The 11,469-nt window shown below is 69.9% G+C and carries 9 protein-coding genes and 1 pseudogene; 6 read left to right on the forward strand and 4 right to left on the reverse strand.

The genetic code is table 11. From position 1 onward, the window contains the following. Positions 1-105 precede the first annotated feature (105 nt). Both ACH4U7_RS35220 and ACH4U7_RS35225 read right to left on the reverse strand, forming a co-directional pair. Positions 106-894 (reverse strand): SDR family NAD(P)-dependent oxidoreductase, encoded by a 789-nt coding sequence (locus tag ACH4U7_RS35220; protein ID WP_398531844.1) that lies wholly within the window; start codon positions 892-894, stop codon positions 106-108. Between the two features lie 48 nt (positions 895-942). Next, a complete protein-coding gene (locus tag ACH4U7_RS35225) occupies positions 943-2,421 on the reverse strand; it encodes an MFS transporter (protein WP_398531845.1) in 1,479 nt (492 codons plus the stop codon). Positions 2,422-2,700: 279 nt separating this feature from the next. Between ACH4U7_RS35225 and ACH4U7_RS35230 the strand changes: the two genes are divergently transcribed. The 6 genes from ACH4U7_RS35230 (at position 2,701) to ACH4U7_RS35255 (ending at position 10,338) form a co-directional block, all read left to right on the forward strand. Continuing rightward, positions 2,701-3,354, forward strand: coding sequence for a TetR family transcriptional regulator (locus ACH4U7_RS35230; RefSeq protein ID WP_398531916.1), 654 nt, complete (start codon positions 2,701-2,703; stop codon positions 3,352-3,354). A 359-nt stretch (positions 3,355-3,713) separates the two neighbouring features. Continuing rightward, entirely contained in the window at positions 3,714-4,979 is a 1,266-nt protein-coding gene (locus tag ACH4U7_RS35235; protein WP_398531846.1) for a cytochrome P450, read from the forward strand. Continuing rightward, a complete protein-coding gene (locus ACH4U7_RS35240; RefSeq protein ID WP_398531847.1) occupies positions 4,979-6,169 on the forward strand; it encodes an NAD(P)/FAD-dependent oxidoreductase in 1,191 nt (396 codons plus the stop codon). Before ACH4U7_RS35235 ends, ACH4U7_RS35240 begins: the two co-directional genes overlap by 1 nt. 28 nt (positions 6,170-6,197) lie before the next feature. After that, positions 6,198-7,661, forward strand: coding sequence for an aldehyde dehydrogenase (locus ACH4U7_RS35245; RefSeq protein WP_398531917.1), 1,464 nt, complete (start codon positions 6,198-6,200; stop codon positions 7,659-7,661). Then, a complete protein-coding gene (locus ACH4U7_RS35250; RefSeq protein ID WP_398531848.1) occupies positions 7,661-8,734 on the forward strand; it encodes a Zn-dependent alcohol dehydrogenase in 1,074 nt (357 codons plus the stop codon). The genes ACH4U7_RS35245 and ACH4U7_RS35250 overlap by 1 nt, the downstream gene beginning before the upstream one ends. 53 nt (positions 8,735-8,787) lie before the next feature. After that, on the forward strand, positions 8,788-10,338 hold the full coding sequence (locus tag ACH4U7_RS35255) for an MDR family MFS transporter (RefSeq protein ID WP_398531849.1): 1,551 nt from the start codon (positions 8,788-8,790) through the stop codon (positions 10,336-10,338). A 3-nt stretch (positions 10,339-10,341) separates the two neighbouring features. Here ACH4U7_RS35255 and ACH4U7_RS35260 read toward each other — a convergent pair whose 3' ends face one another. Further along, entirely contained in the window at positions 10,342-10,686 is a 345-nt protein-coding gene (locus ACH4U7_RS35260) for an RICIN domain-containing protein (protein WP_398531918.1), read from the reverse strand. Between the two features lie 282 nt (positions 10,687-10,968). Next, positions 10,969-11,452 (reverse strand): annotated as a pseudogene (locus tag ACH4U7_RS35265) (alpha-L-rhamnosidase N-terminal domain-containing protein); the annotation flags it as partial. Positions 11,453-11,469: the final 17 nt, after the last annotated feature.

The following is an 11,469-nucleotide window of genomic DNA, read 5'->3' on the forward strand; positions in this document are numbered from 1 at the left end:
CGGCCGGGCCGGGACGCGTCGAATGGTGGGCGTGGCGGCTGCTGAACCGGAGCGGCGAGCAGCCGGCGTCATTCACGCCTGTGCGCAGTGCGGTTCGCGGCGGGGTCAGGCGAGCCGCGTGGACCACCCGCCGTCGACGGGGACGACCACCCCGGTCACGAACGATGCCCGGTCCGAGGCCAGGAACGCGGCGACGTGTGCCTGCTCCTCGGGCTGCCCCGCTCGGCCCAGCGCCGACTTGCCACCCAGTTCCTCCAGGGCCTCGGGCGGCACGCGGTGGTTCTTCTTGCTGAGAGTGAAGCCCGGTGCGACCGCGTTGACGCGGATCCCCTGGGGGCCGTAATGGACCGCGAACGACTTGGTGAGGGAGTTGACACCGGACTTCGCGGCGGAATAGGCCATCGATATCCGCTTGTCGATGTTGAACGACGCGGCCGAGGAGAAGTTCACGATGGCACCTCCGCCGGCGGGCACCATCGCCCGCACGGCGTGCTTGTTGGTGAGCAGTGTGCCGAGCAGGTGGACCGAGGTAAGGCTCTCGAACTCCTCTACCGTGACCTCCGGGCCCCGCCGCCCGCCCGGGTTGCCGGCCACGTTGACCAGGATGTCGACCCGCCCGAACGTCTCCATGGCGTGCTCGAACAGCGCCTCGACGTCCTTCTCACGCGTGATGTCGGCCTGGAAGGGGACCGTGGCGGGGCCCAGGGCGGCCGCCGTCGCCTCCTGCGCACCGCTGATGTCGGTCGCCAGCACCTGTGCGCCTTCCTCCACGAACAGCGCGGCGGTGACCGCGCCGATCGTCTCGGCCGCGCCGACCCCGGTGATCACGGCCACTTTGCCTTCGAGCAGGCCGCCCGGCTGGCGCGAGTGCGTCGAGTGGGTTTCGGTTGTCATGGTTTCTCCAACTGTTGGGTGGGTGCCCCCGCCGAGCCGATCGGCGGGCTACGCCTTCTGTCCGGCGTCTGTGGTGGCGGGTGACTGGGCAAGGGCTCCCGGCGCTGTGGCGCCTGTGCGCTGCCGGGGGAGGAAGGAGGCCAGGAGCAGGGCGACGAGGGCGGCGCCGCAGCCGATGGCCATGATGACCTTGAAGCTGTTCTCGGAGGGCAGGGCGTGGCCGGCGAAGGTGGTGGTCATCTGGGCGAGGATGACGCCCGAGGCGGCGCTGGCGACGGAGCTGCCGATGGAGCGCAGCAGGGTGTTGAAGGCGTTGGCGGCGGCGGTCTCGGACACCGGGACCGCGCCCATGATGAGCATGGGCAGGGCGCCGTAGGCGAAGCCGATGCCGGCGCCGATGATGCAGGAGACCAGGATGAGCTGCCAGATCTCGCTCATCAGGAAGATGTTCAGGGCGTAGCCGCCGGCGACGATGAGGGCGCCGATCATGAGGGTGATCTTCGGCCCCTTGGCCTGGGAGATTTTCGAGGACAGAGGGGCCGCGAACATCACGATCAGGCCCTGGGGGGCGAGGACCAGGCCGACGGTCAGCAGGTCCTCGCCCAGGCCGTAGCCGGTCTGCTCGGGCAGTTGCAGGATCTGCGGGACGATCAGCTGGACCGCGAACAGGGAGAAGCCGAACGCCAGGGCGGCGAGGTTGGCGAACAGGACCTGCGGGCGGGCGGTGGTGCGCAGGTCTACGAGCGGCTGGGTGGTGCGCAGTTCGAGGAGGCCCCAGGCGAGGAAGATGACGACGGCGCCGGCGAAGAGGCCGAGGGTGGTGCCGCTGGCCCAGCCCCAGTCGGCGCCTTTGGAGATGGCGAGCAGCAGGCAGACCAGGCCGCCGGCCAGGCCGAGGCCGCCGATCAGGTCGAAGCGTCCGCCGGTGCGGACCTTGGACTCGGGTACGAGCGTCAGGACGGTGACGAGGGCGAGGGCGCCCATGACGGCGGAGGCCCAGAACAGGACGTGCCAGTCGAAGTTGTCGGCGACGAAGGCGGCGATGGGCAGGCCGAGTGCGGCGCCGATGCCGAGTGAGGCGCTCATCAGGGCGGTCGACGCGCCGAGCCGGTCGGCGGGCAGTTCGTCGCGCATGATGCTCAGGCCCAGCGGGATGACACCGGCCGACAGGCCTTGCAGAAGGCGTCCGCTGATCATCGGGGTGAGGGAGTCGCTGAGGGCGACGGTGGCCGAGCTGATCGTCAGCATGGCGAGGCTGGTGAGGAGCATGCGGCGCTTGCCGTACATGTCGCCGAGGCGTCCGGCGATGGGGGTGGCGACGGCGGCGGCGAGCAGGGTCGCGGTGACGGCCCAGGCGGTGTCGGAGGCCGGAGCGTTCAGCAGCTTGGGCAGCTCCGGCACGATCGGGATGACCAGGGTCTGCATCAGCGAGACCACGATGCCGGCGAAGGCCAGCACCGCCACGATCACGTTCGGATTCGGGGGTGCGGACGCTGTAGCGGTGGATGGGGTGAGGGTGTCGGACATGGCTGGTCTCCGTCTGAGCAGGCAGATGAAGGGAGCCCCGCTAGCATTAAATCAACGGGTTGATTTAAAAGCTACGTCGAAACATGGCCGGGTTCAAGTCGGGCTGGCCGAATCCGACGGAAACGCCGTGGTGGGCGTCAGGTGTGGAGACTGGCCTGAACCGGCCCTTGTATTGCGTACGCTTTCGTCGTTTGACCTCGCCGACCTGGCCGAGGAGCCGCGATGGTCTGGGGACGGGCCTTCGGCGGACTAGCGTGAAGTCCCGAAGGGGTGGTGATGATGGCCGGCAGGACGAGACGGGATGAGCAGGTCCATGCGACGCGGGAGGCGCTCCTGGAGGCGGCGGAGCGACTGTTCGCCGAACATGGCGTGCACGCGGTAGCCAACCGTCAGATCAGCGAGGCTGCCGGACAGGGCAACAACGCCGCGGTCAGCTATCACTTCGGCACCAAGATCGACCTGGTGCGCGCCATCTCCCGCAGGCATGCCGAGGTCATAGAAGTCAATCGTGTGCGGATGCTCGAGGCCATCGGTGGCTCCGTGGACCTGCGGGACTGGGTGGCCTGCGCGGTGCGTCCTGTCACCGAACATGTGGCGGCCCTTGGCACCCCGAGCTGGTACGGCCGGTTCATCGCGCAGGTGACGGCGGACCCTGCCCTGCGTGCGGTCACGAGCGAGGAGTTTGCGGCGGCCTCGCCGTCGATGCAGAAGCTCCAGGAGGGCTTGAATCGCTGTGTGGCCGAGCTGCCGCCTGAGGTGCACGCCGAGCGCGCCGCCATGACGCGGCACCTCATCACTCAGATGGTGGCCGAGCGCGAGCGTGCCCTCGCGGATGGCGAGCCCACCTCCCGGGCGAGCTGGCGCGAGGCAGCGAACGGCCTGATCGACGCCGTCGTCGCGCTGTGGCAGGCGCCGGTCACGCGCGAGGACTGACGGCCTGCCCCTTCGGGGCAGGCCTGAAGGGAGTGGAGGGTGGGTTCGACCGAAAATTAAATCAATGGATTGACTTAACTCGCGGAGTGGTGTTGCCTGGTCCCAGCGACGTCGATTCAGAGGAGACCGAGTGGTTCGCAGCGTCGAAGTCCGCGGCTTGTGCCGCCCTCGGCGCGGGACGTCTCATGACCGGGCCCCGGCCGGGACACCCCGAGCGCGGTGAACCCGGACCGTGAGTGTTCTTCCGCCCGCGACCCGCGGGGTGTGGTGCGCCGCGTCGTCGCGGCGCACCACAACACCTTCGACGATCTCTCGCTGCAGCATCCCCCACGACCTCCCCCACGAGCGAGGAGACGGCAGTGACCAGTGCAGTAGGCGACACGACGAACCGAACCCCGGAGGAAACTCCGGAGTACGACATCAGCAGGCCCGCGCGGTGCCCCCTGGACCCGGCACCCTCGATGCGGGCACGCCAGGCGGAGGGACCGCTGACCCGGATCCGGCTGTGGGACGGGACCCTCGCATGGCTGGTGACCGGCTGGGAGCAACACCGAGAGGTCCTGTCCGATCAGCGGGTCAGCGTGGATCCGTTCCGTCCGGGGGCGCCGAAGCTCTCGCCCGGCGAGGCCGCGATGATCGACGTCCTGAAGAAGCAGGGCAGGACGTCGGTCGGCACCAGCTTCATCATGATGGACGACCCCGAACACGCCCGGCTGCGGCGCATGGCGACGTCCGCCTTCACCATCAAGCGGGTGGAGGCTCTGCGTCCGCCCACTCAGCGGATCGTGGACGACCTGATCGACAAGATGCTCGACGGCTCGAAACCGGCCGACCTGGTCGAGGCGTTCGCGTTGCCGGTGCCGTCGCTGGTGATCTCCGACCTGCTCGGCGTGCCCTACGGCGACCACGACTTCTTCCAGTCCAACAGCAAGACCATCATCAACCGGGAAACGACCGGTGAGGAGCGTGCGGCGGCCCGGCAGCGGCTGGCCGAGTACCTGGACGGGCTGCTGGCCGAGAAGCTCGCCCACCCCGCTGAGGACCTGCTCTCCGGGCTCGCCGAGCGGATCAAGGCCGGCGAGCTGGCCCGGGAAGAAGCGACCGAGATGGGGGTGCTGATGCTGTTCGCGGGGCACGAGACCACCGCGAACATGATCACGCTGGGCACGCTGGCCCTGCTCCAGCACCCCGACCAGTTCGCCCTCCTGCGCGACACCGAGGACCCGAAGCTGGTCGCCTCCGCGGTCGACGAACTGCTGCGCTACCTCACCATCACCCACGGCGGGCTGCGCCGGGTGGCGTTGGAGGACATCGAGATCGCCGGCCAGGTCATCCGGGCCGGCGAAGGCATCATCACGGTCAACGAGACCGCGAACCGGGACCCCTCCGTCTTCCCCGACCCGGACCGCCTGGACCTCACCCGCGACGCCCGCCGTCATGTGACGTTCGGGTACGGGATCCACCAGTGCCTGGGCCAGCCGCTGGCCCGCATGGAGCTCCAGGTCGCCTACCCCACCCTCCTGCGGCGGATCCCGACGCTGGCCCTGGCAGCGGACCTGGAGGACATCCCGTTCAAGCACGACGGGTTCATCTTCGGGGCCTACGAGCTTCCGGTGACCTGGTGATGATGCTGGTGCCCAGGGATGTGGTGATCGTGGGCGCCTCGGCCGCCGGACTGGCCACGGCCGAAGCCCTGCGCAACAAGGGATACGACGGGACACTGACCCTCGTCGGGGACGAGCCGCACCTTCCGTACGACCGGCCGCCGCTGTCCAAACAGGTCCTCGCCGGCGACTGGCAGCCGGAGAAGGTACGGCTGCGTGACGACGCGGCCATCGCCAGGCTGGACGCGGACTTCCGGCTCGGACGGTCGGCGGTCGGACTGGACACCGCGAGGCGCGAGGTCCGGCTGAACGACGGCGCTCAAGTGGCGTACGACTCATTGGTCATCGCCACCGGTGTCACCCCGCGCCGGCTGCCCGGCGACGATCTGGCGGGCGTGCACGTCCTGCGTACGCTCGACGACGCCCTCACGCTCCGCACCCACCTGCTGGCCCGGCCGAAGGTCGTGGTGGTCGGCGCCGGGTTCCTCGGGGCCGAGGTGGCGGCAGTGGCCCGCACCATGGGGCTGGAGGTCACCCTGGTCGACCCGCTCCCGGTGCCGATGCACCGGCAGTTCGGAGACCGCATCGGCCAACTCGTCGCCCAGATGCACAGCGATCGGGGCGTCGAACTGCGCCTGGGGGTCGGTGTGTCCCGGTTCCTGGAGTCCGCCGGCCGGGTGGTCTCCGTCGAACTGGCCGACGGTACGAAACTCGACGCCGACCTGGTCCTGGTCGCCGTGGGCTCCACACCGGCCACGGGCTGGCTGACCGACTCCGGTCTTCCCCTGGGCAACGGTGTGGAGTGCGGCGCCCGTTGCCAGGCCGCCCCCGGCATCTACGCCGCCGGGGACGTCGCCTCCTGGCACAACCCGCACTTCGGTCTGCGGATGCGCGTCGAACACCGCCTCAACGCCACCGAACAGGGCATGGCCGTGGCCGCCGGCATCCTCGGCGAACAACGCCCCTTCGCCCCCATCCCCTATTTCTGGAGCGACCAGTACGACGCCCGCATCCAGGCCTACGGCATCTTCCCCGAACACGCGGACGTGACGATCGTGCACGGCAGCCCGGACGACCGCAGCTTCGTCGCCGCCTACGGCCACGAGGGCAAGACCGTCGGAGTGCTCGGCTGGAACAGCCACCGCGAACTGCGCGCACACCGTCGACTCGTCGTCGACCACGCCCCCCACCCGGCAAGCGCACCGAAGTAGGAAGGCAGAAGCCGTGAAAGATCACCTGATGTACCGGCGGGAGTTCTTCATAGCAGGTGAGTGGGCCAAACCGGCGGGCACGTCGGTCCTGAAGGTCGTCTCTCCGTCGACCGAGGAGGTCATCGGCGAGGTTCCGGTCTCGACCACCGAGGACATCGACCGCGCGGTGGCAGCCGCTCGCGCCGCCTTCGACAACGGCCCGTGGCCCCGGATGACACCGCACGAACGCGCCGACGTCCTGGCCCGCGCCGCCGAACTGTTCCGGTGGCGCAGCGCCGAGATCGCCGACCTGCTGGTGGACGAGATGGGCGTCGCCGGCAGCCAGGCGCCCCTCCAGACCGGGACGGTGGCCCCGGTGTTCGACTACTACGCCGAGCTGATCCGGAGCTTCGAGTTCGACCGTGTCGTGCGCTCCGGAGACCGCGTCGGTCTGGTGGTGTCGGACCCGGTCGGCGTGGTCGGCGCGATCGTGCCCTGGAACGCCCCGGTAACACTGGCCGCGTGGAAGGTGGCACCGGCGCTGGCGGCCGGCTGCACCGTGGTGCTCAAACCGCCGCCCGAGGCACCGCTCAGCAACTACATCCTCGCCGAGGTGCTGCACGAAGCGGGCGTGCCGGCGGGGGTGGTCAACGTCGTACCAGGCGACCGCGAGGTGGGCGAGCACCTGGTCACCCACCCCGGCACGGACAAGATCGCCTTCACCGGTTCGACCGCGGCCGGAAAGCGGATCATGAGTCTGTGTGGCGACCGGGTCAAGCGGGTCTCCCTCGAACTCGGCGGGAAGTCCGCGGCGCTCGTCCTCGACGACGCGGACGTGCCGGCCGTGACCGCCAACCTGTTCCGCGCCAGCATGCACAACTCGGGGCAGGTCTGCGCCGCCGTCACTCGGATCCTGGTGCCCCGGTCGCGGTACGCGGAGGCCCTGGAGTCGGCGGCGGCCATGGCGTCGAGCATCCCGGTCGGAGACCCGCACGACCCGTCGACCATGGTCGGCCCGCTCGTCGCCGAGCGGCAGCGCGACCGTGTGGAGGGCTACATCGGGCTCGCGGCCGAGGAGGGCTTCCGGATCGTGGCCGGCGGTGGCCGCCCGAGCCACCTGCCCAAGGGGTGGTACGTCGAGCCGACCGTCCTCGGCGACGTCGACAACTCCATGCGGGTGGCGCAGGAGGAGATCTTCGGGCCGGTCGTATGTGTGATCCCGCACGACGGCGGCGACGACGCGGTCCGGATCGCCAACGACACCCGGTACGGCCTGTCGGGCAGCGTGTGGACCGGTGACCCCGCGCGGGGCCTCGCCCTCGCCCGGCGGCTGCGCACCGGCGGAACCGTGGTCAACGGCGCCATACCCCCTCAGCCGCTGGTGCCCTTCGGCGGGTTCAAGGAGTCGGGAATCGGCCGCGAACTCGGCATCGAGGGCCTGCACCAGTACCTCGAGCCCCACACCATCGGTATCCCGCCGGAGCTCGTTCCCCCCACGAAGGGAGACGCGTGATGAAGGTCGCCGTCGCATACCAGCCGGGCGAACCGCTGGTGCTGGAAGAGCTGCCGACCCCGGCCATCGGGCCCCGGGATGTCCTGGTGAGGGTCGCGGCCAGCGGTATCTGTCATACCGACTTGACCTCGATCAACCGGGCCGAACGGACCGATCCCCTGGTCCCCGGGCACGAGGCGTGCGGCACGGTCGAAGCCGTCGGACCCGACGTGCGCCGGGTCGGCGTCGGCGACAGAGTGCTCGCCTCCGTCTCGCCCGCCTGTGGTGCGTGCTGGTGGTGCGTCAACGCGATGTCCAACCACTGCGAGCGCGGGGCCTCCAGAATGGTGCCTCGGTTCGATCTCCCTGGGGGGAAGAAGGCGCCGGCGCTGTGCGGCTGCGGCTCGTTCGCCGAGGCCATGGTCGTGGACGAGGCGAGCGTCGTCGCCGTACGGACCGACCTGCCCGACGAGGAACTGGCCCTGCTGGGCTGCGGTGTGACGACCGGCCTCGGCGCCGCCCTCAACACCGCGTCCGTCCAGCCCGGGTCGAGTGTGGCCGTCATCGGCTGCGGTGGCGTCGGCCAGTCCGTCATCCAGGGGGCGCGTATCGCCGGGGCGTCCACCATCATCGCCGTCGACCTGTCGGCCGGGCGCCGGGAAGCGAGCCTGCGGGTGGGGGCTACCCACGCCGTCGACCCGGCCGACGGTGATCCGGTCGAGCAGGTCCGCGCGCTCACCGACGGGCGCGGTGCCGACCACTCCTTCGAAGCGGTCGGACTGCCGCCGCTCCTCGTGCAGGCCTTCGACATGGCCCGCATGGAGGGCACGGTGACCTACATCGGGATGCCGCCGCAAAGGGACGCGACGCTGACCCTCCCGGCGGTGTCCGCGATCTTCACCGGCAAGCGGATCCAGGGCTCCGTCGTGGGCGGCTCCCAGATCCTGCGGGACTTTCCCCGCTACATCCGTCTCGCGGAGACCGGCCGGCTGGACCTCGGCGCGATGGTGTCCCGGCGTATCACGCTCGACGAGGTCAACGAGGGTATCGGGCTGCTCGAGCGAGGGGAGGGCGTCCGCACCGTGATCGTGTAGCGCTTCTCCCTCCCCCGACCATCCGTCCGTCCAACCCTCCCGGAGGCCACCTGATGAGCACAGCCGCGGTGAACGCGACCACCACCGCAGACGACCGGCCCAAGGCCCAACGACAGGTCCTGGTCGCCCTCAGCGGCCTGCTGAGTTCGCTCTTCGTCGCGACGCTCAGCAGCACGGTGGTCTCCACGGCGCTGCCCCAGATGATCGGCGCGCTGCACGGGTCGCAGACCCAGTACACCTGGATCGTCACCGCGACCCTGCTCAGCACCACCGCCACCACCCCCATCTGGGGCAAGCTGGCCGACTTGTTCAGCAAGAAGACACTCGTACAGATCGCCGTCACCGTCTTCATCCTGGGGTCGGTGGCGGCGGGTGCCAGCCAGTCAGCGGGGCAGCTCATCGCCGCGCGTGCCCTCCAGGGCATCGGCGTCGGCGGTGTGCAGGCCCTCGTCCAGATCGCCATCGCGGCGATGATCCCGCCGCGGGAACGCGGCCGGTACAGCGCTTACCTCAGCAGTGTCACGGCCCTGTCCACCATCGGCGGCCCGCTCCTCGGCGGCCTCATCGTGGACACCTCCTGGCTGGGCTGGCGCTGGTGCTTCTTCATCAGCCTGCCGGTCGCCGTCGCGGCCCTGTTCCTGCTCCAGCGGACGCTGCACCTCCCCGTCGTCGTCCGCGACGACGTGAAGATCGACTACCTGGGCGCGACACTCATCGCCTCGGGCGTCAGCGTCCTGCTCATCTGGATCTCGTTCGTGGACAGCTCGTTCGCCTGGGCGTCCTGGCAGACCGTCGCGATGGTCGGGGCGGCACTGGTGCTGCTGTCCATCGCCCTCTGGGTGGAGACGCGCGCCGCCGAACCCATCGTGCCGCTCCACATCATCAAGCAGCGCACCACCGTGCTCGCGATCCTCGGAAGCCTCGCCGCCGGTACGGCCATGTTCGCGGCCTCGGTCTACCTCAGCCAGTACTTCCAGGTCAGCCGTGGCCACACGGCCACCGAGGCGGGGCTGCTGACCATCCCCATGATGGGCGGCGTACTGGTCTCGTCCATCGTCGCGGGCCGCCTGATCAGCAGGACGGGGAAGCTCAAGCCCTTCGTCGTCCTCGGCTCCGTGCTGCTCACTGCCGGGTTCGCCGGACTCGGCACCATCGACCACAGGACGTCCCTGGTCTTCATGAGCGTGGCGATGCTGTGCATCGGCACCGGCGTCGGCATGACCATGCAGAACTTCATCCTCGTTGTGCAGAACTCCGTGCCGATGAAGGACATCGGCACGGCCAGTACCACGGTGACCTTCTTTCGCTTCCTCGGCGGAACGTTCGGCGTTACCGTCCTCGGCGCCGTCCTGGCCCGTCAGGTCGCCGACCAGATGGCGCAGGACCACGTGAACACCCTTGTCGTGTACGGGGACGCGACAGGAACCATCTTCCTCATCGCCGCCGGCGTCGCCGCGCTCGGCATTCTCGCGGCGGTCCTGCTGAAGCCGGTCACACTCCGGACCAGCCTCGACCCGTCCGCACCGGCTCCAGCCGCCGCCGCACCGGCTGCCGTAGCAGACGCACCCGACGCCGACGGCGAGGAGGCCGATCTGAAGCAGTAGGCCTCAGGCCTTGCCCAGCAGCCGCCAGATCTGGTTCTTCTTGGTGCCGAGGGCGCTCGCCGGGTCGCAGATCCACTGGTGGATCAGTGCCCTTGGCTGGGTGGAGACGTTCGAGACGTCGACGCACTTGCCGCTGTGCACGGCTACGAGCTGATGGTCGTGGCCGTTGCCCAGCGCGGTGACGGGGCTCAGCGTGAACATCTGGTTGGGCTGCCCACTGCATGTGTACTGGCCGACGGCGGCGCCGTCGGCCATGGAGGCGCCCGAGACGTCCAGGCACTTGCCGCTGAGCGCGTTGACGACGGTGTAGGTGCCGGCCCGGCCGGCGCATCCGGCCCGGACCGCCACACCTCCTCGTGGTCGCCGAGGGTGAACTGCACCGGGACGGTCACGCGTGGGGCAAGCCTGGGGCCGCGTCGCGCTCGGGGGGAGTCGAGGATGTTTCCCGCCGTCCACCGGTGCTGTCGTCCGGTGCCTGCTAGGACCACCGCGCCGAGGCGACGGTGCAGGGCGACCCCGTCGGCGGGGCGCTCGTCGAACAGGGGGGCGACCACAGGGGGCCGTCGCGCCGGACGAGGCGTCGTACGACGGCGTCGTCCAGCCCGGCTGCTCCTCACGGGCGTCGTAGCGTTCGCCGAGGAACATCCAGTCGCGGATGGGGCCGTCGGCCGTCTTCCAGGACGCGTCACTGACGATCCGCTGTGTGTCCGCCCGCCGAAGTGATGTCGAGCTGGGCCAGGAGACGCGGCTCGGTGGCCCATACCGACTGCGGGCCACCGACGCCGGACACGTACGCGCGGCCGAGCATGACGCCGAGCGTATTGGGGCCTGCGTGCAGCAGCTTCGTGACGTCGATCGTGCGCGAGAACACCGTCCGGTCGTACTGCGACGGCGGGGGATCCAGCAGGCCGTCGCTGACCGGTCGGCCGTTGATCTCGGCGTCGTAGTACCCCAGAGCGGAGATGTGCAGCTCGGCACGCTCGGGCCGGTGCTCGAGCCGGAAGTCCCGCCGCAGCAGCGGCGCGGGAGCCTGCCGGCCGGGGGCGAGGGTTCGGCGGGGTTGTCCCGTCCGATCCATCGCGCCGGTGTCGTAGACGCTCTCTTGATGCGACATGGTTTCTCCTGCGGAAC

Source organism: Streptomyces sp. NPDC020845, assembly GCF_044334165.1.
In the GTDB taxonomy this organism is placed as follows: domain Bacteria; phylum Actinomycetota; class Actinomycetes; order Streptomycetales; family Streptomycetaceae; genus Streptomyces.

Coding starts and splice junctions, on each gene's coding strand:
- ACH4U7_RS35220 (WP_398531844.1), bottom strand. CDS start 894: ATGACAACCGAAACCCACTCGACGCACTCGCGCCAGCCGGGCGGCCTG.
- ACH4U7_RS35225 (WP_398531845.1), bottom strand. CDS start 2,421: ATGTCCGACACCCTCACCCCATCCACCGCTACAGCGTCCGCACCCCCG.
- ACH4U7_RS35230 (WP_398531916.1), top strand. CDS start 2,701: ATGGCCGGCAGGACGAGACGGGATGAGCAGGTCCATGCGACGCGGGAG.
- ACH4U7_RS35240 (WP_398531847.1), top strand. CDS start 4,979: ATGATGCTGGTGCCCAGGGATGTGGTGATCGTGGGCGCCTCGGCCGCC.
- ACH4U7_RS35245 (WP_398531917.1), top strand. CDS start 6,198: ATGTACCGGCGGGAGTTCTTCATAGCAGGTGAGTGGGCCAAACCGGCG.
- ACH4U7_RS35250 (WP_398531848.1), top strand. CDS start 7,661: ATGAAGGTCGCCGTCGCATACCAGCCGGGCGAACCGCTGGTGCTGGAA.
- ACH4U7_RS35255 (WP_398531849.1), top strand. CDS start 8,788: ATGAGCACAGCCGCGGTGAACGCGACCACCACCGCAGACGACCGGCCC.